This is a genomic window from Chitinophaga sp. OAE865 (assembly GCF_040546735.1).
Taxonomy (GTDB): domain Bacteria; phylum Bacteroidota; class Bacteroidia; order Chitinophagales; family Chitinophagaceae; genus Chitinophaga; species Chitinophaga polysaccharea_A.
The window spans coordinates 3,692,394-3,717,059 of sequence record NZ_JBEPOF010000001.1 but is presented as its reverse complement, the minus strand read 5'-3'; the positions used below and the strand labels follow the sequence as shown (position 1 = coordinate 3,717,059).

The following is a 24,666-nucleotide window of genomic DNA, read 5'->3' as shown; positions in this document are numbered from 1 at the left end:
TTTAAAAAGAATGATCATGGGATTTGGAATTATTATCCTGCTGCGTGTGCTGTTTGCTGCCAGCATGGTGTTTATTATCGGTTATGTTTTTGGCGGTTTTTCAAAAAAACCGTCCCTCCGCACTATCACTAAGATAGCATCTATACTGGTGATCGTATTATTTATTGCGGCCAATGTGATACTCACCCGCATGGCTATACGCCAGTGGAATGGCAACGGGCACTGGTGCGACCGGAACCACGAGGTTAAAACGGAAGTACAGCGACCATAAAAAGAACAGGGCCAGCTGCAGTAGCTGGCCCTGTTCTTTTACATCAGGCCTGCCGTTTTTAAAGAAGTAGTTACTTTGGTAATAAGTTCATGGGTAATTCTTTCATAGGCATCGTCCGACTTATTGCTCACCCAGCAACTAAGGGCCACCTTAACGGCTGCCCCTTCAATACCGCTGTACCAAACGGTTTTAGGCTTATCGGGTACTACATCTTTCATTCCCATCACTATATCTGTCATCATTTTCTCCGCCTCTGTCAGCTTATCAGACAGGGGAATGGTGAAGGTAAGCGCAATACGCCGCAAGGGTGTAAGCGAATGGTTAATAATAGGCTTCTGGAAAATTTCCTTGTTGGGAATAATAACATGCAGGCCATCGGCGGTGATCATGGTTGTGGATCTTAACTGTATAGCGTCTACCGTGCCGGTGAACCCGTTGGTTTCTATAACATGCCCTACATCAAAAGGTTTTTTGAAAGTGATAAAGATACCGGAGATGAAGTTGGCAGTAAGATCCTGGAAAGCAAAACCAAGTGCCAGTCCTATGATACCGGCGCCGGCCAGCAATGAGGTAACGGCTTTATCCAACCGCAGTATATTCAGCGATATAAATAATCCCAGCAACAGGAACAAACCATAGAACAGGCTGGATACCAGGCCTGAAATGGCGGATGATTCAGACAGTTTGCGGGAAAAGCCATAGGAGAGCTTCCTCGTGAGGCGCGCCAGCAATAAGAACAGGGTAAAAATGATCACTGCCAGTACAAGATTGGGGGTCATTTTCACGGCTGCTATCAGCCAGTTATGCAGTTTATCGAAGATCAGCTCACTATAGCTTGTAAATTGCCTGCTCATATACTATAGAATAAAATGCACAATACCTGTAAATATCTCTACAAACCTATACTTCATATAAAAAAAAGGCTGGCGAATAACCGGCCTCAGACAGGATAGGTTTGGCCACATTAAACACTTTGAGGCCATTGATCTGCCCTTCCAGCTTTCCCACATGTGCGTGGCCATGGAAGGCCGCCGCTACTTTACGCCTTGTAAGCGGTTCTGCCAGCCGGGAGCAACCCAGGAAAGGATAGATCTGTTCAGACTCCCCTATTACCGTATCCAATACAGGTGAATAATGCATCAAGGCGATCTTTGTAATATCAGGATGTTCCTGGTCCAACCGCGCCAGCGCCCTGTCAAGCCGCAGTGCCTCATCCACACCGGTTTGCACAAAAGCTTTCATCTCCTCTTCGCCAAACATGGAAAGCATATGCCCGTCGAACCCTCCGCCAAAACCCTTTACACCAGCGAACCCTATGCCGTTAACCATTGTACATTCCCCATCCAGGATATGTACCTCACGGACCTCCTGGATAATTTGTCTGATCAGTTTATGTCTTCCTTTTTCATAATCATGATTTCCCAATACGGCTATAACCGGGATAGTGCATGCCGCCAGCTCACCGGCCAGTACCCGCGCTTCTGATTCATCGCCGGTATCTGTAAGGTCGCCGGCAATAAGCAACACATCAGCCTTTGAGGATATTTCCCTGAAGTAATCGGTCCATTTGCCTTTGTCGCCGGAGCCTATGTGCAGATCCCCCACTGCTGCTATCCTTGTTGCTTTTTTTTCTGCTGCCATGTCAAACGGTTTTTATAGTGGACGATTTATAATCCCATTCCTTTATATCGGTAGCGTATTGTGTCTGGTCTATCACCGGTCCCCGGCAAACCCTTTCTGTTGGCGGCGGCAGCTCATACTGCTCCAGCGCCCGCTGCATCATTTCCGCAAAAAGCCACCGGGGAATGATACGGTGAAAATCTGCCGGGTATACAAACTGGAAATTGATCAGCTGCTGTAACAACAAATGCCAGTGCTGATCAAGGCGGAACAGGATCCGTTTCCAGTTCAGCGGGTGATACCGCAGGATGATATGGTTTACATCTGCCCCGTCGTACCGCTCCCTGTTCTGTACATAAATCTTGCACCAGATGAGTTCTTCCGGCGATATCAGCTTTACCGGCACTCCTTCAAAAATGGCATCTACTGCATGTTCATACCAGGTGTCATCTACCCGGCAAATATTATTAACGGTATCAAAGATGATATCAATGAAGTATTCACCTTTGAACACCTTTGCCAGCCAGCGAACATCGGTGAGCTCTACTTCATAGCCTTCGAGCTTACTGAAATATTTCAGGATTTTGGGATATTCTGTCCATTTGCAAAAGATATCCAGGTCTTTGGTGTCGCGGTAAATACCCGTATAGTGGAACATGGCAAACGCCCCACCCAGCATAAAATCCGCCCCGCTTTCCTGTAAATGCAGCAGCGCCTCCCGGTAAAAAGCATGCGCTTCACTGTTGTGTACTGCCGCTTCAAAAACCATGTGTCCGTTTAAATTTGCCATAGTCGCCAGGTGTTGATAGGAAAAGTAAAATCCAAACGTTATGCCACGCATGCAACATGGTTTGTTTTTTGGACACTCTCTTATGTATACCCAACTTTTGTTACTTATAAATCTGTATACAATGGCTACTACTCAAACCAGGAAACCCGGTACGCGAAAAAGCAGCCGCAGTGCTGCGCCGAAAAAAGCAGCGCCTAAGAAAGCAGCGGCTAAAAAGGCTGGTACCATTGCCAAGAAAAGAAAGGTTACTTCATTTGACCGGTTCAAAACATTTGGCGATAAACAATATACCGGTGTACAAATAGGCAGGGGACATCACTGGCATTATGATCAGGGCGACTGGAAAGAAACCAAGATCACTCCTGATCTCTGGGAAATATCCTATGCAGTCACCAAACGCAGAACCGGGCATGCACCGGAAGGCTCAGGCGTACCGGTGGGCACGGCTTATCACTGGTATATCCTGGCGCATCAGAGTGCGGTGAAACTGGATGCTAACGATTACGCCACTACGATGACGGGGCTTAAATTTAAAATCGCCCACAAGCGCGCTGATAAAAATAAATGGAGCACCTCGGGGCCAACACAGCGAAAGCACCTGATCGCCTTCCTGAAAAAATTCATTGCACAACTGGAAAGTGATGTGATCCCGATTGAATTTGAACTGGATGGTAAAAGCTATAAAGGAGAAGCAGTGCCTATATCGGAAACCTGCGCCAATGGCGTGTGCTATGAAGCGGAAGTGACGCTCAATGATGAAGCCATCGGGATTATCCGTTGTGCCAAAAGCGGCTGGAAGATGGACCTGGTAAAAGACAAGAAACTGATAGATGCTATAGGGAACTGTATCACACTATGGTTTGAATAGCAGGGAGGAAGCTGTTCCCCCCTGCTTATTCTTTTTATAATTTATAGCCCGGGTTCTGTACCAGGTTAGGATTGGCATCCAGTTGCGCCTGGGGAATAGGGAACAACTGGCGGAAAGGCTGATCAGCCGGGTGGAACTGCCAGGCGCTGTTCCATTTACCAAAGCGGATCAGGTCCTGCCGGCGGCAACCTTCCCATATAAACTCACGGCCACGCTCTGCCAGGAGATTATCGGGAGTAAGGGTAAGCAGCGGTTTAGCAGTGCCGAAGTTGCGGGCGCGCACCTGGTTTACCAGGATGAGCGCAGGACCAGCCTGACCGGTACGCAGCAATGCTTCTGCCTTGAGCATGAGCGCATCTGCATAACGGAAAATAACAAGGTCATTATCCTGGTCTGCATAAGCGGTATTTTTCTGGATCTCATATTTAACAATACGCACCCCTTCTGTTTGCGTAGCATTGGCCAGGTCGCCTATGGTGCTGGTAAAGATCAGCGGAGCGCCCTGCTCTGTTTTCAGCGGGGTACCGTCCTGCGCGTATTGCTGTCCTTCCAGGAACATGGTTTTACGTTTGTCGTCGTTGTCGAACGATTCATAGAACGCTTTCAGCGTGCACCAGCCATTCCACGGCGAGCTGGGCAGCCCGTAGGTATAACGGCTGTTGTAGTGCAGCGTAAGATAGTGCAGCATCATGCCTTTGGCGTTGATGGCATCATAGGGCACCACGAAAATATTCTCTTTTGAATTTTCATTTTTGGTAGAGAAATTAGAAAAATAATCCGGTTCCAGCTGGTACCCCATGGCAGTAACGGAATCGCACATACGAATACAATCGGCCCAGCGCTGGGTACCGGTATATACCTCTGCATTGGCATACAGTTTTGCCAGCAGCATGAAAGCCATGCCTTTGGTTACTTTACCATAGTTCTTTGTATCCAGGGCAGATGGAAGTACGGCCAGGTTATCCTTAATCTCCTTTTCAATGAACGTAAACACTTCTGCGCGCGGCGTATTCTTTGGCGGCGTTGTTTGTTCAAAAGAAGTAACAACCGGCACATTTCCAAAGGCATCCATAGCAAGGTAGTAGTGAAAAGCCCGCAGTACTTTCATCTGTCCAATGATCTGGTCTTTGGTAGGCAGCACCACGGAAGAACCTTCCAGCTTTTGCAGGATGGCATTCACAGGGTTCACCCCATCGCGGTAAATGAAGTTCCACATGTCGTTGATATACTGGTGGGTAATGGGAAATTCATGGCTGATAAGCACGCGCCAAAGCCCACCCTCGTTCCAGTCGGCCCCCCGTGATGGCACGGTGGTTTCATCGGTGGTTACTTCATTCATTTTCCAGTAGCTGTCGCGGTACCCACGCATTTTAGCATAAGCGCCGTTGGCAAATGCGTTGAGCTCATCTTCTGTTTTGAGGAAGTTCTCATCAGTGCCCCTGTCGTAAAATGTTTCGTCCAGTTTGGTGCAGCTGAACACCGAGCAGATCATGCCGGCCAGCAGTGTATATTTAAAGAATACTGATTTCATGTTGATCGTTTTTATTTAAAGTTTACCGTAAAGCCTACTGCAAAAGAGCGTGTTTTCGGATATACGTTACGGTTATCAATACCCGGCGCAAGACCATCGATAGGCAATTCCGGGTCCAGGCCGGAATACCTGGTGATCACGAACAGGTTCTGCCCGGAGATATACACCCTCGGGTTGGCAAACAGCTTGCTGCCGGCAGCGGGGATGCTGTAACCGAGTGAGAAGTTGTCCAGCCGCAGGAACGCGCCGTTTTCAATAAAGCGGTCGGATACATAGGTGCCGCGGATATTGCTGTTCGCATACTTTGCCATGGCATTGCGGCCGGGCAGGCGACTGAAGCGATCGCTCAGCACCAGGTCGGTAGCATTGAAGATCTGGTAGCCAAAAAGACTGCGCAGTAAAAAGTTCAGGTCAAAGTTTTTATAGCGGAAGGTGTTCGCCAAACCTGCCTGGTATTTCGGTAACCCGTTACCCGCCACGCGGCTGTCGCTACGGAAATCAAAACTGCCGCTGCCGTCAATATCTTCAAACTGCTGGTTACCGTTGGCATCAATACCGGTATAATGCGGGATGTAAAAGGTACCAATGGAATAACCCGGCACTACCTTCACGATCTGCACAGCGGTAAGCCCCCGGGCGCCCACGGTGCCGTCATAAATAGCATCGCTTTTAAACTGGTCGTTGGCAATAGACAGGATCTTGTTGTAGTTGCGGGAAATATTGAAGGAAGCGTTCCAGCTAAAGTCTTTGTGGTCAATAACAGCGCCGCTGAGCGACAGCTCCACTCCCTTGTTGCTGATCTTGCCCACGTTGGCCAGCATGGATGGGAACAGGTAAGGCGGCGAGGGCACATTGTAATTGAACAGCAGGTCTTTAGTGCGCTTGTCGTAGTACTCCAATGTTCCGCTCAGGCGTCCTTTAAACATGGTGAAGTCAAAACCTGCATTAAACTGTGCCGCAGATTCCCAGCGGAGATTAGGATTTTCATTTTGCCCGATCTGGTAAGAGGTAACCCAGCGGCCGTTGTCCAGCACTTTACCACCAGGGCTGTAAGTGAGCGGCGACTTATAATTCTGGATCTCCTGGTTACCGGTAACGCCATAGCCTACACGAAATTTCAGGTCCTGCAGCCAGCTGCTGTTCTGCAGGAAGGGTTCCTGTGTAATTCGCCATGCCAGTGAGGCGGATGGGAAGGTACCCCATTTCCTGTCTTTACCAAAACGGGTAGAGCCATCGCGGCGCACCGTACCGGTAAGCAGGTATTTATCGTTGTAGCTGTAAAATACGCGGCCGATAAAAGATACCAGTGAGTTCTCCTCCGCGCCGGAAGCTACTGCCGGTTGATCGCCCTGGCCTGCGCCGAGATTATTATAACTGAAGATATCGGATACGAACTGGGTATTACCTGCCGACATACTGTTCCTGAAAAAGTTCTGGTAGGAATAACCTGCTGTTACTTTCACTACATTTTTCTGCCATTGCTGGTTGTAGGTAAAATAGGTTTCCAGTGTTTTATTATCCCAGGTCTGGGAAGCGCGGGTAGCGGTTCCGTTACTGCCTGCTCCTTCTATCACCGGCGATTCTTTTGAATAATACAGACCGCGGTCGCTGGAAGCGCGTTCCAGCCCAAGCAGCAGGTCGTAGGTAAGGTGACTGGTAATATCGTAGGTAGCTTTTGCAGAACCGATAAATTTATTCAGGGCGCGCTGGTGTCTGATCTGGTTGGCAAGGGCAACGGGATTGTAGTTATCGTTGATATCCAGTTTTTCAAACCAGGAACCATCTGCATTATAAACAGGAGCTGTAGGATTGTAAGCAATGGCCTGTTCCCAGATGCGGTTATCGCCGTTGCCATCCGGGTCTGTGCCTACGTATTTGTTCTTCTCTCCCACATAGTTCATGGAAAGGCCCAGTCGCAGGCGGTTGTCGAAAACGCCCTGGTCCAGCGTAATGCGGCCGATGATGCGTTCAAGGCCGGAGTTCAGCACTACGCCTTCATTGTTGAGATAGTTCACAGATGCGCTGTAGCGGGTATTGTCTTTTCCTCCGCTCATCGATAAATTATGGCTATGGCTGATACCTGTGCGGGTAATGGCTTTCTGCCAGTTGGTAGAAGATCCGAGGTCAAATGCAGATGCATCGATATTATTATCCTTCAGGTATTTGCGATAGTCTGATGCGCTGAGCACATCGTAGGTGTTCGACATCTTCTCCATACCGATATAACCGCTGTAGGATACCTGTGTAACGCCTTCCCTGCCGCGGCGTGTAGTAACAATGATAACGCCATTGGCGCCCCTGGAACCGTAAATGGCTGCTGCCGATGCATCTTTCAAAACATCGATAGATACGATATCATCCGGTGGTACTGCATTGATGTCGATGCCGGGTATACCATCCACTACGAACAGTGGCTGGCTGCTGGCAGACAGGGAGGAGGCGCCCCGGAGACTGATGCTTATTTTACCATTAGGGTTGCCACCGGGCTTGCTGATCACCAGGCCGGCAACTTTTCCCTGCAATACCTGTACGGGATTGCTGATAATGCCTTTGTTAAATTCTTTAGGGGTGATGCTTACAATGGACCCGGTGAGATCTTTTTTCTGTGCAGCGCCATACCCGATCACTACTACTTCCGTGAGGGCGCTGGAAGATTTTTTCAGCTGCACTTCCATTGATGCTTTCACCGGGAGCTCCAGGGGTTCATAGCCTACATAGCGGAACAGGAGTGTGCCGCCGGCGGGCGCATCAAGTGAAAAGTTCCCTTTTTCATCGGTAACAGTACCGATAGCGGTGCCTTTTACCTGTACCGTAACACCCAACAGCGATGCCTGGTCATCGGCGCCGGTAACATGGCCTTTCACGCGGATATTTTCCCATGCGGTGTTTTCAGGAATGATCACCACCAGGTGGCCATCCAGTTCCTTCCAGGCAAAGCCGCTGCCCGAAAGCACTTTATCCAGCACCTTTTCCAGTGGCTCTTCCGCGGCGCGGATGCTTACCCGTTGCTGCAGGTCCACTTTACGGTTGCTGTAGAGGAAACGTACATCCGACTGGCCGGCAATGCGGTCCAGTACCTTTTTTATTTCCGTATCCTTTACATGGATGCTGATGCGTTGGGAGTAACCGATGGCTGCCACCTGCATGCAGGAAAGTAAAACAATAAAGAATGATAGCTTCATAATGATCAAATACTTGAGCATGGGCGTTCTTCGCCGGCATGCATCCGATTGGTTGACTTTTTCCATAAATTTGTGATGATAGGTGATACAATAGCAAGGCCCTGCCATCCCGTCCAAAGGGGCCGGCGCTTTGCTGATAAGCCTTCACACAGGGAATGTTCGTAGCATTTCCTGTGCTTTTTTTCATTGAACTGTTTACAGGTTTTCTAGTCCTTCATAACTGATTTTTAGGTGAACGTGCTAATAAATGATGATCCGCGTGCTTTGATTATCGAAATGGAATTCTTCTGTTAGTTGCAGGGCCTGTAGTGCCTGGTTGATGCTTTCAGAAGCAAAGGAGCCGCTGAATACATAGTTTTTCACTGTTTCATTACGGAATTCAATTTTAACGCCGTACCAGCGTTCCAATAGTTTGGCCAGTTGATCAAAACGGAGCGCTTCAAACTGAAGGCGGTTGCTCACCCATGCCGTTTCCAGCAGGGTGCTGTCTGCAGCCGGTAAGGCAGCGGCTTTTGCCATTGCTACTTTTGATACCACTGGTTTTATTACTAATTTTTTTTCCGGAGATGCCAGTGCAGCAGTGCTGCCGATGGCCAGTTTTTCGTACGGGCGTAGCCGTACTTTCTGTTCCGGCGTTTTATCGAGATATACTTCCACTGCGCCTTCCAGCAGGGTAGTTTCATATTGTGCGTCTTCCGGGTAGGCTTTTACGTTGAAAGCCGTGCCGAGGGCATGGATGTTCATAGAGGCAGCGTGTACCACAAAAGGGCGGGCAGGGTCTTTAGCCACTTCAAAGAAAGCTTCTCCATCCAGCCATATTTCCCGGGTGCGGGCATTCAGCCGGCAGGTAAGATGGCTGGAGGCATTCAGGTGCACAGTGGTACCGTCGCTGAGGCGGAAGTGCCGGCGTTCACCGTTGCGGGTTTCCACCAGCTGCAACTCTTTCTGCCGGTGGGAATGCTGCCACAGGTGGTAACCTGCTGTGCACAGCAATCCGGCCAGGGCGGCGGCAGCTGCCCATTTCCACCAGGCCACGACCTTTACGGTTGTTTTACCGGTGTGCCCCGCTTTTGCCATCATCTCACTAAAAACAGCCGCCGGAGGCGCTTCCGGTTCCTGTACTGAATTCCAGTATTGTTCCAGCAAAGCAGCCTGCTGCGCCCATTCCGGGTGTTGCAGCAGTAAAGCCGCCAGTTCTTCCCGGCCGCTTTCATCCAGTGTGCCGCTGAGTTTTGCCGTTATTAGTTCATCCAGGCGATGATGATGCATAGGTGCTGTTTAAATGTTCCCAGGGAGAAAGACACGAAAGAGAAGGCGATTACCTACAGCAGGTAAAAATATTTTTTTCAGGGAGCGGGGATTTTGGGACCGCCTCCCCTGCTATACTGTTGCAGGGCTTCACGCAGGCGGCTGGTAGCGCGTACCAGCTGGGTTTCAACGGTGCGTGGGGAGATTTCCAGGAGCAGGGCTACTTCTTTATATTTGAATCCTTCCTCCCGGATCAGGCGGAAAATAGTCCGGCCCTGGGGAGAGAGGGTGGCGATGGCTTTATCCAGCCATTGTTGCATTTCCTTCCATTCCAGCTGGGGATGTACATCTCCGGCAAGCGGGGCGTTTTCTGCTTCCAGTTCCAGCCACTGGTGTTTCTGCTCATCGCGGTGATGGTTGTAGCAGCGGTTACGGACAGCAGTATATACGTAGGTTTTGAGATACAAAATTGATCCGCCTTCCCTGCGGTTTTTCCAGAGCTGCACAAATACATCCGACACGATTTCTTCCGCTGCTTCCCTGCTGATGGCCAGGTCTGTTGCAAAACGCACTAAACGGGGATAATAATGATCAAACAATTGCCGGAACGATTGCTGATCGTCCGCCTTGCAAACCGCATCCCACAGTACCTGTAAATCAATTGCTGGCATACTTCCTTATTAGACGAAAAACATTCCCCGTCAAAATAGCTAAATAATTAGGATTTTCAAGTGCTGAAAAGTAAAGATGGCATAAAGCCGGCCCATCAGATGCCAAAAAGGCATCCGGAATAAACTGGAGATAAATTTGAACCGGTGGTTGATTATGGATAACTCAATTTCATTTCTTACGCATCAGGCGTCGAACGATAGGAGTTTATTAGATGCCTATTCTCAAACCGTTACCGGCGTAGTGGGTACTGCAGCCGGATCGGTGGTACATATAGAAGTACAGAAAAAGGTAAGCGACCAGCGAACGCGGGAAAGGCGTACGCAGGGAGGCACCGGTTCCGGCTTCATTATTTCTTCCGATGGTTTTATTATTACCAACAACCACGTAGTGGAAAACGCCGACAGTATTAAGGTGTCGTTTGTGGACGGCAGGCGGGTAAATGCAGAGATCAAAGGGGCGGACCCTTCCACCGATATTGCTGTATTAAAGATCGATGAGAGCGGGTTAAAGGCCATGCCGCTGGCAGATTCTTCTACATTGCAGGTAGGGCAGATCGCCATTGCCATCGGCAACCCGATGGGATTGCAATATACCGTTACCGCCGGCGTAGTAAGCGCATTAGGGCGTACCCTCCGGGCCAGCAACGGCCGGCTGATCGATAATGTGATCCAGACCGATGCGGCGCTTAACCCTGGCAACAGCGGCGGTCCGCTGGTGAACTCGTTAGGACAGGTAATTGGTGTGAACACGGCGGTGATTGCCTCCGCACAGGGGCTTTGCTTTGCCATCTCCTCCAACCTGGCCGCACAGATTGCCGGTCAGCTTATCCTCCACGGTAAGATCCGCAGGGCGCAACTGGGAATTGCCGCACAGCCGGTAAACCTCAGCAGCAGGATGATTGCTGCCAATAAGCTGAACATCCACACGGGCGTATACGTGTTTGAAACCGTGCCCGATGGCAACTTCTATAACAGCGAACTGCATATCGGCGATATCATTATCGCATTCGACGGCAAACCGGTAACTTCTGTTGATGACCTGCATCTCTTGTTATCCGATAAACAGATCGGCAGAAAGATCCCCGTAGAGATACTAAGGGGTGGCAGGAAACAGGTAGTGGAAGTGATTCCCGGCGAAATAAAAAATTAATAGTGGCACCTGAAAAATGAGGCTGTCCCGGAGCAGAAACGCTCCGGGGCAGCTTTTTTTATGCCTGTCCGGGAAAAATATTTTATAAGTAAACAAACATTTACTTACTTTGTAATAATCAATTACCGTATGCGACCTAAAAATTTAGAGAAAGAGGAAGCCATCCGCACCATAGCCCTGCAGATCATCGCAGAAGAGGGGCTAGAAAACCTCACCATGCAGAAGCTGGCGAAAGCGGCCAATATATCGCCCAGAACGATTTATATAAAGTATAAAGACAAGGAAGATCTCCTGATAAAACTATTTATAGAAGAAGTGCTGGAACCTTATGAAAAGGCGGTGCTGGAAAATTTTCATGCAGGTATGGATTTTGCAACGGGCATAAAAAAGCTGTGGCAAAACAGCTTCCGCTACCTATCCCGCAACAGGACACATTTTGCGTTGCTCCGGAACGGGAAAACATCTCCCCTGCTCAACAAAGCATACCAGCAGGCAAACATAGAACAGGGGCAATACTTTAAGCCTATCCAACAGTTCTTTAAACAACAGGTGAAACAGGGCATGATCCGCAACTTCCACCAGGATATATACAGCGCCCTGTTATTTGCACCGCTGCTGGAACTGGTCAGTGAATATTTTGATTATACAGAAAGACCCAGACAGATCATCACGGAAAAAGTGATACTCGATTGCTGTGAAACCGTGATCAGGGGAATGCTGAAATAAATAAAACAAACAACATGAGTGTCATTCAACACAAAAAAATAGCTATTATCGGCGGAGGCCCCGGTGGATTAACCCTGGCCAGGATACTGCAGATGAGCCATGCAGAAGTGAAGGTATATGAAAGGGATGTAAACAGGCAGGCACGCGTACAGGGCGCCACACTGGACCTTCATGAAGAATCAGGACTAAAAGCACTGGAAGCAGCAGGACTGATGGACGCCTTCAAGGCCAATTACCGCCCCGGAGCCGACCGGCTGCGCATTGTTGATAAACACGCCACTATTATTCTTGACGATCACGAAAGCAGCGTGGATAAAGGATCCAGGCCGGAAATTGACCGTGGCCCCTTAAAGGAAATACTGCTGGACTCCCTGCAGCCAGATACCGTTGTATGGGATAGCCAGTTTGTATCCATGCAGCCACAGGGAAATGGCTGGCAACTCTCTTTTAAAAACGGCAGCAATGCTTACGCAGATATCGTGATCGCTGCAGACGGCGCCAATTCTAAGATCCGTCCATATATCACACCCATCAGGCCTTTTTACTCAGGCGTAACGATCGTAGAAGGCAGCGTGTATGATGCTGCTACCACCTGCCCCCGCATTTGGGCCCTGGTAAAAGGCGGGAAGGTATTTGCATTGGGAGATGATAAATCCTTAATTGCAAGCACGAAAGGAAATGGCAGCCTGGCTTTTTATACCGGTGTTAATACCGATGAAGACTGGTATAAAACCAGCGGCATCAACTTTTCGGATAAAACACAGGTGCTTGCCTGGTTTAAAGCCACCTTTACCGGCTGGGACAATATATGGCTGGAACTGTTTGAAAATGCCAATACTGATTTTATTCCCCGCCCTCAATACTGCATGCCCTTTGATCAAACATGGGAGGCGCTGCCCAATCTCACTATGCTGGGCGATGCCGCCCACCTCATGCCTCCCTATGCCGGCGAAGGCGTGAATATGGCCATGCTGGATGCACTGGAACTGGGCCAATGCCTCACCGGGGATGATTATCAGGATGCGCATGCAGCCATTGCTGCGTTTGAAAAACAAATGCGTATAAGAGCGGGCGAAACCGCGAGGATAACAATGGAGTCCACAACGGCATTGCATTCGCCGGATGCGGTTGGTTTTATTGTGGGGATAGTGGGGTAAGCATATATCAATTTGCTGTATTATTGATGACATGCTAAAGGCATACGGTCATAAGGAAGACATCTGTATAAGGGTTACTGACAGGGAGATAATAACTACCGCGATAATATCTGCGCTATATTTGGTGTGCTTTTAAACTAAGGTCCAGGCTCACAGCACGATTTGTGATAGCGCCTACTGAGACGTAATCGACACCGGTACGGGCATAGGAGATAATGTTATCGAGATTGATACCACCTGATGCCTCGGTCTCATACTTACCGCCAATCAGCTCAATTGCTTCTTCCAATAGTTCCGGTGAGCAGTTATCGAGCATTATGCGGTGTACATTGCCCACAGCAAGCACACGGCGCACATCGTCGAGGTTACGGGTCTCGATCTCTATTTTCAAGTTGAGCCCGTTGGCCTCAAGGTACTTGTTGGTTTTCTGTATGGCCTGCTCTATGCCACCACAAAAATCGATATGGTTGTCCTTCAGCATAATCATATCGTACAAGCCCATGCGAAGGTTGTAACCGCCGCCAATGCGCACTGCCTGCTTTTCGTATTCCCGGAACAGCGGCGTGGTTTTGCGGGTATCGAGTATTTTGGTTTTGTAATCTTTTATTTTATCAGCGTACTTATTGGTAAGCGTTGCGATGCCGCTCATGCGTTGCATGCAGTTAAGCACCAATCTTTCTGCTTTTAATATGGTATGCACGCTGGCTTCAACGGTAAACGCGGTTTCGCCATTATTTACAGCATCGCCATCTTTTTTATAGATGCTGAATTTTGCATCTTCTTCCAGATAATGGAAAATTTCCTGCGCCACCTGCATACCTGCCAGTATGCCTGTTTCCTTTATTTTGAGTATTGCCTTACCTTTAGCATCGGGCGGTATGGATGCCAGTGTAGAGTAATCGCCGCTCCCCACGTCTTCGAGAAATGCCGCGGCAATGAATTCCTGTGTTGTCATACGCTCTGTATTTTCGGACGCAAAATTAAGTAAAGAATAAAAAAGAACATTGTAAATATTGATAGTTTTGAGTTACCATACAAAAGCTGCCATACAATGCTCAGTGAGGAAAAAATTATATCAATTTTCTGTATGACGCTGTTCATCTTCGCAACAACTCTCAACAAAATTTCTTAACCGGCAACCTGGGTTAGTTAGATGTAATAGCTGAATCTCTAAATTGTATTAGCCTATCAAGGCTATCTTTTTCACTAAACTCTTTTATCCGCCTGTTCCAGGTTTCTATTTGCTTTTGCTTCCGCCACTCCTGTGAAAAAAAACAGGATGCAAATAGCAAAATACCGCAGCCTGTTATTAAAATCTTTATCATAAACACCAATATACATGAATTTCTGGCAGAGGCTGGAACAACATTACTATTATTAATTACAATCCAGTAACTTTATTTTCCCGTAAGAAAATAATGCTATGAAAAACTTCCTGTTACTCGCTACCGCTATTATACTGCTGGCTGCCTTTCAGCCAGCCCCCACCGCTAAGTCCATCCTGATCAGGGACGTAACCCTGATAGACGGCAACGGCGGCAGGCCTCTAACGCATACGGATATACTGATTAAGGACGGCAGGATTGCCGCTACCGGTAAAAACTTAGCAGCCGGCGATGCCACGGTGATCAACGGTAGCGGTAAAACCGTGATGCCCGCTATCATCAGCAGCCACGTGCATATTGGTATGATAAAAGGTAACGAAAACAACAGCGATCCCTATACACGGGAAAATATTTTATCACAACTGAAAAAATATGCAGACTACGGCGTCACCAATATCCTGGTGATGGGGTCCGACCAGCCTATGTTGTTTACCTCCGGCTTGCGTGACTCTTCCGTGAGTGGTTTGTTGCCCGGTGCACGCCTGTATTCTGCCGGCTATGGCTTTGCAGGAGCAAAAGGTGGCCCACCGATGAAGTATGTAAAGCACCCCTCCACAGTAGCACAGGCCACTACTGAATTAGATAGTGTGGCACTTGTAAAGCCAACGGTAATAAAAATGTGGGTAGATGATTTTGGCGGGTCCACCCCCAAAATGGACCCCGCTATTTACAAAGCTCTTATTAAGCGTGCACATGCCCATCATATTCCCGTAGCATCGCATCTGTTTTACCTTGCCGATGCAAAAAACCTTGTGACCGACGGACTGGACATCGTGGCGCACAGCATCCGCGACCAGGAAATTGACGCGGCCTTACTGCAACAGATGAAAGCTAAAGGCGTGGTCTATATCCCTACCCTCTCGCTCGATGAATATGCGTATATCTATGCCCGTAAGCCTGAATGGATCAACGATCCTTTCTTCAAAGCATCCCTGGAACCCGGCGTGTATGAGATGATCACCTCTCCTGCTTACCAGGAAAAACTGAAGAACTCCCCCTCCTATCAGCGCAATATCCATGCGTTTGAAACAGCGATGAAGAATGTAAAAAAGATTGCTGACGCCGGCATTATCGTTGCGTTGGGTACCGACTCCGGCGCACAACCGGTACGTACACAGGGATTTTCCGAGCATCTTGAAATGGAGCTGTTGGTACAGGCAGGACTTACTCCCCTGCAAGCCATTACTATTGCTACTAAAAATGCGGCTACCGCCCTGAAAATAAATCAAGACTATGGCACTATAGAAAAAGGTAAAACCGCCGATCTCATTATACTCAATGCCAATCCTGCACAGGATATTAAAAATACCAGGAAAATAGCCGCAGTGTATAAAGCCGGTGAGCAGATAAGCAGAGGTCCGCTGCAACCATAGTGCGCCTGCGTACACCGGGTGTTCATTTTTGATACACGTTTTCTTATTTTTAAATATATAAGAAGATAAGCGTTAAACCAGTGCCAAATGGCATCTTCTTAGGATAAGCTTGTTTCAAAAAACAACCATGAAACAATTTATCCCGCTGTTCTTTCTATTCTTATCAACTGTTCATCTGCAGGCACAGGTGGCAACAGACAATCCCTGCAAAACAAAAGTGGACAGCATTGTGCAATCTGCACTCCTTACTTTTATGCAGGACACCAGCCGCGTTAGCGCTGAAGTTGGAGTGTATTCAGGCGGACAAACCTACATTTACCGCTACAGTAAAACATCCCTGCCTGATATTCATACGCCTTATGAAATAGGTTCCATCTCCAAAACATTCACCGGCTACTTACTGGCAAAAGCAGTAGTAAACAAAAAAGTGAAACTGGAAGACGATATACGGTTTTACCTGAACGGAGATTATCCCAACCTCCAGTATAAAGGCCGCGCTATACAGCTGAAACATCTTATCACACATCTTTCCGGGCTGCCCTTCCTGCTCCCTGACAACCGTGAGCTGTTCCAACAACCTGAAGATTCCATCCCGGGTATTATCAACGCGCAACAACAGGATTATTCTACTGCCGCTTTTCTGAACGACCTTCACCAGGTACAACTGAATACCGTTCCCGGTTATCATTTCAAATATTCAAATGCCGGTGCTCAATTGCTTGGCATCATACTGGAACGCATATACGGTATGTCGTACGGGGAACTGGTAAGAAAATTCATCACCCGCCCCCGGCACATGAAACATACTACCGCCCTGCTGCCAGATAATGCTGCCAAAGGATATAACCAGCGGGGCCGCATCATGCCTTACAATCCTCCTATGCTGGCCGCTGCAGGAGGCATTTATTCTTCCATAGATGATATGCTGGAATATATCCGGCTGCATGCAGATGAAACCGATCCTTCAGCGAAATTAACGCACCAGCCGGCCTGGGGTGATATGAACAATTTTGCTATCGGCTTAAACTGGCAAATGAACAAAACCAGCAACGGTTTGCGCCGGATTTGGCAAAGCGGCGGCACGTTTGGGTTTGCCAGCTATTGCGTGGTATACCCTGAGCGGAATACTGGTATTGTGATATTAACGAATGAGGCGGATAGAACTGCACAGGATGCGTTGGGAGTGGCAGCAGGGAAGATATTTGAGGGGTTGGAGTAAAACAAGAAGGTCGTCTTTGGCAGGGACGACCTTCTTGTTTTACAGGTAGTCTGCATATCCCTGGTGCTGTCGGCTGGATACCAAATGGTATTGGCGTTTCTACACATGATTATGGTATTAGTATGAAACATAATTGCACCAAAATGTTTATTTTAAAGTAAATAAATAGTCTAAAATGATTAAAATCTTATTTGTTCTGTATATCACACTCCTTTTAGGAACATGCGATACTTGTAAAAAATATGCAAACAATGAGCTCAGGCCACAATCATTTCACTTTGCTATGAAAGAAAAACATATAGAAGAGGTGAAAGTAAAAGTACTAACGGGGAAAAACAAAGACGGGAAAAATGAAATGTTTAGGAGTATAGGATTCCTCAACCTATTTGATGCTGCCGAGGTTGGAGATACCATTGTGAAAAAAGCAGGGGAAACATTTGTATACCTTATTAAAAAAGATACTGTGCTGACTTTTAAGTACTATTGCAACGGTGAAGTGGTTTATTGATCACTTAATACACCAAAATGTTCTATCTCAAAGCAAATAAGTAATTAACAATGCCTAAAATAGTTTTAGCTCTCTATACCACGTTGTGCCTGGCTGCCTGCGGTGATACCTGTATGAAATTTGTAAATACTGAACTCAGGCCACAATCATTTCATTTTGCCATGAAAGAAAAGCATATTGAACAAGTGAAGGTAAAAGTAATGTCCGGGAAAAGTAAAGCCGGACAAGAAGAGATGTTTAAAGTTATCGGTTTTAGAGACCTATATGAAGCGGCTGAAGTTGGAGATACTATTTCGAAAATAGCAGGAGAAACATTTGTCCATCTTATTAAGAGGGATACAACACTGGCTTTTAAATGTTATTGCAACGGTGAAGTGGTCTATTGATCATTAATTTCCACAAAATGAAACTAAACGAACGAATCTCCAAAACCAGGAAAGAAAAAGGACTTACGCAGGCCGAATTAGCCGACCTGGCTAACATCACCACCCGCACCATCCAACGGATAGAAAGTGGTGAAAGCATCCCACGGAGCTTCACTATAAAAGCCATTGCAAAAGCATTGGAGCTTCCTTATGAAACATTGCTGGTGAAAGAAATCCCCCTGCCAATACAACAATCAGGCGATACCACCCACTTCCTGAAAATGCTCAACTTATCCTGCTTTGCCTATACCCTGGTGCCCTGGGTGCATTTCCTGGTTCCCCATCTAATACTAAAGAAGCAGAAAGATCTTAATGAAGAAGCAACTGCCCTCAGCCGGAAGATGATAAGACAGCAGGTATCCTGGACCATTGCCCTTCACCTGTTAATGCTTCTTACAGTTGCTTTGAATCTTATTCAGGTAAGAGTATTTAATAACATGTATAATACTATAAGCTATCTATGGCCTGTTGTCGTGATGTACCTGCTGAATGCAGGCATCATTTTTTACAATGGTCTATTCATTCAAAGGAAATATCAACAGGTTGATTGTCAGCTATTGACGGGCGAATGACGTGTAAATGTCGTTTGCCCCGATACCTTTCCTACCTAAGTTTGCTGCATCAAAAAACAAAGCTGATGCATCTCCACATTTTTAAGAAAGCAGTTGTACTGGCAATTCATATCCTGGTGGCTGGTTATTTTTGTAAGGCACAGGATATACCTGCTAACCAATTGGTACTTCCCCAGGCTAACCACATCATTCCCTTTATCTGGGCACAGGATCATACGCAACATGCTGCCATGCTCATTCCCGTTAAATTAAAAAATTGCCCCAAACAATTTTACATGCAATTCGATACCGGCTCCCCTTATTCCCTGTTTTACAGGAACAAGTTGAAATCAATAAACAGCCGCTATCCTCAATCCGTCCAGGTAACTGATACCACGACCATGTTACCACAGTTTCGTTTTACCGCAGGAAGCACGGAAATACTTGCAAAAGAAATTACCGTGCAACAATTTGACAGCACCGGAATAAACTGGCATCAGGATACCATGGAAATTATCGGGACACTGGGAACAGACTTTATTGATAACAAAACAGTAATTATTAACTATCCTGGAAAATATCTTTCAATTGGCAGTAATATAGAGGCAAACGATCACCTGGGATGGTCTGATTTTATATATGTGAGGCGGAGCATTCTCCTTCCCGCATCCATAAAAGAAAAGAATACCCTGGTGTATTTTGATACGGGCTCAAGCGCTTTTGAGCTACTGACCAACAAAGAAACAGCCATAGCGCTGTCTTCTCTCAATGCCGTCACAACTATTGCCGAGGTACAATCCTGGGGAAAAACACTAAAGGCAGTAAATGTTCAAACAGATGATACCATAACAATAGCGTCTCAAAAAATTCCCCTGCAAAAGGTTACTTATATAGAAGGAGTAAGTGAGTCACAGGTGAATGCGATGAAAAAAATGGGAATTGGAGGAATGGTAGGAAACGGTCTTTTCCTGGACAGGGTGCTTATACTTGATATTCTAAATAAAAAGTGCTGTATCAGGGAAGTTTTGGCTGCGGATCGATTTTGATAGCCCACCAAAACTATGTATTTTTAGGTAGATTTTGGCGATCTATCGATTTTGACAGCTCGCCAAAACTACCCGAAATAAGGCCCTGTAAATAAGCCCGGCAAAGTAACAACCGTGTATTATTCCTGTTAAATGATACCGTTATGAAAACACTGTTACTCCTGTTCCTGCTGCTCCCCCTGATATCATCAGGCTTTGCCCCCGACACCGTTCCCTACTTTTACCTCACCCCGGCAGATGCCGCAAAAATACTGGGCCAAAACGCGCTCCTTACCCTGAAAACAGAAAAACAGGGACGTGATGCCGTAAAGTACCGTTGCGCTTTTACGGCCGTGGAATCGGACCCTGTTTCAGGCGAAACCGGCAACGTGTTTTATAACTATGAACAGTATGACTCTGAAGCCGCCGCACAAAAAACCTATACCGGCATCCTGGACGATAACCGCCGCAACGGCAACATACAACTGCTCAGCAATACCGGTGATGAAGGCTTCTTTCAGAATGATGCAAACAATTTCCAGCTGATCATGGTAAGAAAGAGAGATAAAATTATCAGGATGAAAGTGAATGGGGTAAGCAGCACCACTTCTTTATCCGCATTGAAAGAAACGGTCAACAGGATTGCCGCCACACTGTAAAATCAAAACCGGACAAAAACTGTACAGAAACGAACATATGTAAAATATCTACACATCAAAAACAATTGAAAAACGCGGGCTTATTTATATGGCATCGTTTTTACGATACCAGGCGCAGATCGCATTACCATGATAACAAACTTCTTCCGGTCCGCCTGGCGGAATTTAAAGCGGCACAGTGTGCATTCCTTTATCAATATAAGTGGCCTGGCACTGGGCATTGCCTGCCTGCTCCTTATTTTTTCGCTGATCAGATATCACCTGGGCTTCGATAGGTTTCATGCGAACAATGACAGGATTTACCGGGTCATTACAGAGTTCCATGAAGATAAAATACGCTTCAACACCGGTACACCTTCCCCGCTGGGAGAGGCCTTCGGCCGCGACTTCGCCGTAGCCGAAAAAGTAGCGAGGATAGCAAACCTGGGGAAACGGGTGATCTCCACAGCGGGCGACAAGCGATTTGAAGAAGAGGTGGCTTTCGCCGATCCCTCCTTTTTCGATATCATGAATTTCCCTTTGGCAGCCGGCGACCGTACCTCGTTGCTGAAAGCCCCTTTTACAGCAGCCATCACCCAACAGCTGGCAGGGAAATACTTTGGAACGGCAGACCCCATCGGCAAAATCATCCACCTTGATGATTCCCTGCAATTCACGGTAACGGCTATATTAAAAAACATTCCGGTCAATACGGGCTTTCACGCGGAGATCTATGTTCCTTTTAATAACCTGGAAAACCACTCGCCCTGGATGGTGGAAAAAGACTGGTGGATGAGCGTGAATAAAGACATGCAATGCTTTGTGCTGCTGAAACCGGGTGTTCGGGCGGCAGATGTAAATGATAAAGTATTAAGTGCCATCTCCACGCAACACTACAATAAACAGATGGCTGAGATGTTCCGCTTCAAACTACAACCACTTTCTGATATGCACTTCAATGCAGCGCTGAGAGGGGTCATAGAAAAGAAAAGTCTCTGGGCACTGGCCTTCATTGGTCTGCTGTTGATCATCACCAGCTGTATTAACTTTGTAAACCTCAACATAGCACAGGCTTTGGGGCGCTCAAAAGAAATCGGGCTGCGGAAAGTATTGGGAAGCCACCGCGGGCAACTGTTCCTCCAGTTTATGATGGAAACCGGCCTGACAGTATTCATGGCAATGCTGCTGGCTATCATTATTTCCCTGTTTGCCTTGCCTTATATCAATAACCTCTTCGATGTGAAGCTGAGTATCAGTAACGCTTATGACAGTTACCTGTTGCTGTTCCTGCCTGCGCTGTTTCTCCTGATCGTTTTCCTCTCCGGTGTTTACCCTGGTGTGGTCATTGCCGGTTTCCAACCCATACAGGCGTTAAAGAATAAAGTGATGCAGCATAAAGCCGGCAGCATGCCTGTGAGAAAAGGATTGGTGGTAACACAGTTTGCCATTTCACAACTGCTTATTATCGGCACTATTGTGATCGCCAACCAGATGCGCTATTCAATGGAATCGGACCCGGGCTTCCGGAAAGATGCCATTGTGATGTTGCCCGTGCCTGAACATAGTTCCGCCAAAATCAGCACCCTTCGTTCCCTACTGGCACAAATCCCCGGCATAGAGAAGGTCACCTTCTGCGGAAATGCACCGGCGGCATCGGTAACACCATCTACCGGTATACAGCTGGCATCACGCACAGAAAATGAAAAATTCGCCATTTATTACAAAGCCGCCGATCCCGGGTATCTCTCTACCTTTGGGATCCCTTTGCTGGCAGGCCGTAACCTCTACCCTTCTGATACCATCCGCGAATTCCTGATCAATGAAACCGCTGTGAAAAAATTACAACTGCCTTCAAACAACGATGCCCTTGGCAAAAAAGCAATCATCAACGGCAGTACCGGGCTGATTGTGGGCGTGGTAAAGGACTTTCATAACCGCTCGTTTCATGAGCCAATAGATGCCATATACCTCGCCACTTCTGTTGAAAATTATAATAACTGCGCCATAAAGGTAAACATGGCCAACTACTCATCTGTTGCTCCTTCGCTGGAAAAAGCATGGCAGGAAGCCTTTCCGCAACACATCTACAACTATACTTTTTTAGATGAAAGCCTGGCACAGCTTTACAAATCAGATACCATGATCCTCCGGCTTATCCGGCTGTTTACCATCATTTCCATTACCATTGGTTGTATTGGTTTATATGGCCTGGTATCGTTTATGGCTGCACGAAGAACAAAGGAAATGGGCATCCGTAAAGTGCTTGGCGCGAACGTGGAAAACATCATATGGTTGTTTGGCAAAGAATTCATTTACATGCTCATGATCGCCTTTATCATAGCAGCGCCTTTAGCCTGGTATATGATGACCGGCTGGCTGGATACTTTTGCTTACCGTATTCATTTTGGTGCAGGCATTTTTGCAATGGCTATCCTTATTTCTCTTGCTGTAGCTATGCTAACGGTAGGATATAAATCCATACAAACGGCTTTAATGAATCCTGTTAAAAGCTTAAGGTCCGAATAACGGGATCCTGTTTTGTTCCCCGCTAATACAGGTGCAAAAAAAACGGTCAGCTACCCCAAAACGGAGTAGCTGACCGCAGATAAATAACCGGGAATTACAATCCCTTTCCAAAATCCGGTGCGGCTTTATCATACCAGATCCTTTGCGAACTGAGCGTCGGCAAATCCTGTGCATTGGGTGTAAAGCCCTGCTGCTGCATAGCCGCATTCCAGTTGGCCCTGTTTACCTCCCCAGGATCTGTGAGCCAGAACCGGCGCGGAATCAGCTCATTAAAAGTTTCCCTGCCGTAATAGGCGGACCCGGTTTTAGGATACCCTGTGCGACGGCAAAACACGTATGCCTCATTAGCCTGGCGGTACATGCTCAGGAAAGCCTGTATATAAATCCTTTCCAGGTTATTAACGCCGTTGAATTTCACCTGCGCATTATTCTGATAGGCTTCTATTTCTGCCAGCCCTGTACCTGTATAAGCTGTTGTGGAACCCGCTGCTACGGCAATGGCATTCATGGTTTGAATAGAAGATGCGATACCTTTTTTATACCAGTCTTCCGCTGTTCCCCTGGTATCTACACCACCTGCATATCCTTTCTGGATAAATTCTGCTATATAAAAACAGGTTTCCGCGTAAGTAACGGGTACATCCAGGAAGTTGCCGGTAGCCTGGTTCAGCTTGGGAGAAAAGAAACGTCGGTTTATGGGAGAAATTAAATTGTATTTGGTATACTGGCTAACAATAAATCCATTCCCGATGTAAGCAGCCACGGCAGGATTAGTGGTCCAGTCGGCCGGGCCTCCCTGGTACATGATCAGCGGATCATTGGGATCAATGAAAGCCGGCAATGTAACATTATACTTTGCCAGTGAATCCTTGTAACTGCCCACCAGGTCATTCTTTTCGAAGTACACCGGCAAACGCGGGTCTGCGCTCTTTTTCATGAATGCCATAATGGAAGTGGTGGCATAACGGCGGCTACGGTAGTCTATATCCCCGCCATTACCAAATGGCGTATAAGTACTGTTAAGATATTTTACCTGTGATGCATCGTCATTAATAGGGCCGGTAGCATCTTTCATCACTTCCTGGAAAACAGCCTGGCATTTTGCCTTATCAGCATTCTCTAACCTGGCGGCTATACGAAGTTTAAGCGTATTAGCCAGCTTTACCCATTTAATCCAGTCGCTCTGGTAAAAAATATCTGATTGCCCGTAGCTCACCTGTGCAGGAAGCGAATTATCAGAGAGCACTTTAATGGCGGCATCCAGCTGGGAAAGCCAGTTATTCATCAGCGTTGGCTGCTCATCGTATACGGGCCCGTATTTCGACTGGTAACGCCCTTCAATGGCCTCTGAATAAGGAATGGAGCCGTTCATATCCGTTACCTTCAAACCGTGAAGCACCTGTAATACATAGGTGACCATGGCGATCTTCTGGTACTGGTCTTTGTTGGGCATTCCATCTACCTGTCTCCTGATCTCGAACAAATTAGGTAAGATCTGGAGATAGTAATTATTGTAACGTGTGTTTACGTTGTTGGTAATTTCGTACGGACTGGAGGTGACATGCTGTGTAAAGCGCATCAGCTGCTCCATGCTTTCCCATACCCATTCTGTGCCCTGGTAGGTAATGATCTTATCTTCCGAATAGCTGAGCAGAAATTTTACATCCGGCTTCGACACCAGGCTTGGATTGGTATTGATATCCCCGAAATTTTTAGAGCAGGAGCCTGATCCCAGCAGTGCGAGTAACAGACCGGTTCTTATATATTGATGCAATGTGTTTTTCATGATCTTGATTTTTTGT

22 protein-coding genes are annotated in these 24,666 nt (G+C 47.2%); 13 read left to right on the top strand and 9 right to left on the bottom strand.

From position 1 onward, the window contains the following. The first annotated feature begins 16 nt into the window (after positions 1-16). Entirely contained in the window at positions 17-271 is a 255-nt protein-coding gene (locus ABIE50_RS15140; protein WP_142685228.1) for a hypothetical protein, read from the top strand. A gap of 38 nt (positions 272-309) precedes the next feature. Here ABIE50_RS15140 and ABIE50_RS15135 read toward each other — a convergent pair whose 3' ends face one another. The 3 genes from ABIE50_RS15135 to ABIE50_RS15125 are packed head-to-tail and all read right to left on the bottom strand — an operon-like array spanning position 310 to position 2,681. Further along, positions 310-1,125, bottom strand: coding sequence for a mechanosensitive ion channel family protein (locus ABIE50_RS15135; protein ID WP_209860175.1), 816 nt, complete (start codon positions 1,123-1,125; stop codon positions 310-312). A 46-nt stretch (positions 1,126-1,171) separates the two neighbouring features. Continuing rightward, positions 1,172-1,912, bottom strand: coding sequence for a metallophosphoesterase family protein (locus ABIE50_RS15130; RefSeq protein WP_209860177.1), 741 nt, complete (start codon positions 1,910-1,912; stop codon positions 1,172-1,174). Position 1,913: 1 nt separating this feature from the next. Next, positions 1,914-2,681, bottom strand: coding sequence for a nucleotidyltransferase (locus ABIE50_RS15125; RefSeq protein WP_354028031.1), 768 nt, complete (start codon positions 2,679-2,681; stop codon positions 1,914-1,916). Between the two features lie 121 nt (positions 2,682-2,802). On the opposite strand from ABIE50_RS15125, the gene ABIE50_RS15120 reads away from it, so the two are divergent. Continuing rightward, positions 2,803-3,549 (top strand): hypothetical protein, encoded by a 747-nt coding sequence (locus ABIE50_RS15120; RefSeq protein ID WP_209860178.1) that lies wholly within the window; start codon positions 2,803-2,805, stop codon positions 3,547-3,549. A 34-nt stretch (positions 3,550-3,583) separates the two neighbouring features. On the opposite strand, the gene ABIE50_RS15115 is transcribed toward ABIE50_RS15120, so the two are convergent. From ABIE50_RS15115 to ABIE50_RS15100, 4 genes are all read right to left on the bottom strand, one after another. Further along, positions 3,584-5,080 (bottom strand): RagB/SusD family nutrient uptake outer membrane protein, encoded by a 1,497-nt coding sequence (locus ABIE50_RS15115; protein WP_209860179.1) that lies wholly within the window; start codon positions 5,078-5,080, stop codon positions 3,584-3,586. An 11-nt stretch (positions 5,081-5,091) separates the two neighbouring features. Continuing rightward, positions 5,092-8,262 (bottom strand): TonB-dependent receptor, encoded by a 3,171-nt coding sequence (locus ABIE50_RS15110; protein WP_209860180.1) that lies wholly within the window; start codon positions 8,260-8,262, stop codon positions 5,092-5,094. Positions 8,263-8,502: 240 nt separating this feature from the next. Then, positions 8,503-9,531 (bottom strand): FecR domain-containing protein, encoded by a 1,029-nt coding sequence (locus ABIE50_RS15105; RefSeq protein ID WP_209860181.1) that lies wholly within the window; start codon positions 9,529-9,531, stop codon positions 8,503-8,505. A 77-nt stretch (positions 9,532-9,608) separates the two neighbouring features. After that, positions 9,609-10,181 carry an RNA polymerase sigma-70 factor gene (locus ABIE50_RS15100; RefSeq protein ID WP_209860182.1) on the bottom strand — a complete coding sequence of 191 codons (573 nt, stop codon included), beginning with the start codon at positions 10,179-10,181 and terminating at the stop codon, positions 9,609-9,611. Positions 10,182-10,335: 154 nt separating this feature from the next. On the opposite strand from ABIE50_RS15100, the gene ABIE50_RS15095 reads away from it, so the two are divergent. The 3 genes from ABIE50_RS15095 (at position 10,336) to ABIE50_RS15085 (ending at position 13,214) form a co-directional block, all read left to right on the top strand. Further along, complete coding sequence (locus ABIE50_RS15095) at positions 10,336-11,331, top strand: S1C family serine protease (protein WP_209860183.1); 996 nt, start codon at positions 10,336-10,338, stop codon at positions 11,329-11,331. 129 nt (positions 11,332-11,460) lie between these two features. Then, positions 11,461-12,057: a TetR/AcrR family transcriptional regulator gene (locus ABIE50_RS15090; RefSeq protein ID WP_209860184.1), complete on the top strand. Its 597-nt coding sequence runs from the start codon at positions 11,461-11,463 to the stop codon at positions 12,055-12,057. Positions 12,058-12,071: 14 nt separating this feature from the next. Continuing rightward, positions 12,072-13,214: an FAD-dependent oxidoreductase gene (locus ABIE50_RS15085; RefSeq protein WP_209860185.1), complete on the top strand. Its 1,143-nt coding sequence runs from the start codon at positions 12,072-12,074 to the stop codon at positions 13,212-13,214. A gap of 115 nt (positions 13,215-13,329) precedes the next feature. On the opposite strand, the gene nadC is transcribed toward ABIE50_RS15085, so the two are convergent. Further along, positions 13,330-14,169: a carboxylating nicotinate-nucleotide diphosphorylase gene (nadC, locus tag ABIE50_RS15080; RefSeq protein WP_209860186.1), complete on the bottom strand. Its 840-nt coding sequence runs from the start codon at positions 14,167-14,169 to the stop codon at positions 13,330-13,332. A gap of 468 nt (positions 14,170-14,637) precedes the next feature. Here nadC and ABIE50_RS15075 point away from each other — a divergent pair, with 468 nt between their 5' ends. The 8 genes from ABIE50_RS15075 (at position 14,638) to ABIE50_RS15040 (ending at position 22,864) form a co-directional block, all read left to right on the top strand. Then, positions 14,638-15,972 carry an amidohydrolase family protein gene (locus tag ABIE50_RS15075; RefSeq protein ID WP_209860187.1) on the top strand — a complete coding sequence of 445 codons (1,335 nt, stop codon included), beginning with the start codon at positions 14,638-14,640 and terminating at the stop codon, positions 15,970-15,972. Between the two features lie 127 nt (positions 15,973-16,099). Beyond that, positions 16,100-17,191: a serine hydrolase domain-containing protein gene (locus ABIE50_RS15070; RefSeq protein ID WP_209860188.1), complete on the top strand. Its 1,092-nt coding sequence runs from the start codon at positions 16,100-16,102 to the stop codon at positions 17,189-17,191. A gap of 175 nt (positions 17,192-17,366) precedes the next feature. Continuing rightward, positions 17,367-17,699 (top strand): hypothetical protein, encoded by a 333-nt coding sequence (locus tag ABIE50_RS15065; protein WP_209860189.1) that lies wholly within the window; start codon positions 17,367-17,369, stop codon positions 17,697-17,699. A gap of 50 nt (positions 17,700-17,749) precedes the next feature. After that, positions 17,750-18,085 carry a hypothetical protein gene (locus ABIE50_RS15060; RefSeq protein ID WP_209860190.1) on the top strand — a complete coding sequence of 112 codons (336 nt, stop codon included), beginning with the start codon at positions 17,750-17,752 and terminating at the stop codon, positions 18,083-18,085. 17 nt (positions 18,086-18,102) lie between these two features. Further along, the gene (locus tag ABIE50_RS15055) at positions 18,103-18,696 is read left to right on the top strand and encodes a helix-turn-helix domain-containing protein (protein ID WP_209860191.1); all 594 of its coding nucleotides are present in this window, start codon (positions 18,103-18,105) and stop codon (positions 18,694-18,696) included. Between the two features lie 65 nt (positions 18,697-18,761). Continuing rightward, a complete protein-coding gene (locus ABIE50_RS15050) occupies positions 18,762-19,721 on the top strand; it encodes a hypothetical protein (protein WP_209860193.1) in 960 nt (319 codons plus the stop codon). Between the two features lie 143 nt (positions 19,722-19,864). Next, positions 19,865-20,359 (top strand): hypothetical protein, encoded by a 495-nt coding sequence (locus tag ABIE50_RS15045; protein WP_209860195.1) that lies wholly within the window; start codon positions 19,865-19,867, stop codon positions 20,357-20,359. Between the two features lie 180 nt (positions 20,360-20,539). Next, on the top strand, positions 20,540-22,864 hold the full coding sequence (locus ABIE50_RS15040) for an ABC transporter permease (protein WP_209860198.1): 2,325 nt from the start codon (positions 20,540-20,542) through the stop codon (positions 22,862-22,864). A 94-nt stretch (positions 22,865-22,958) separates the two neighbouring features. Here ABIE50_RS15040 and ABIE50_RS15035 read toward each other — a convergent pair whose 3' ends face one another. Then, positions 22,959-24,650, bottom strand: coding sequence for a SusD/RagB family nutrient-binding outer membrane lipoprotein (locus tag ABIE50_RS15035; RefSeq protein WP_209860200.1), 1,692 nt, complete (start codon positions 24,648-24,650; stop codon positions 22,959-22,961). Positions 24,651-24,666 lie beyond the last annotated feature (16 nt).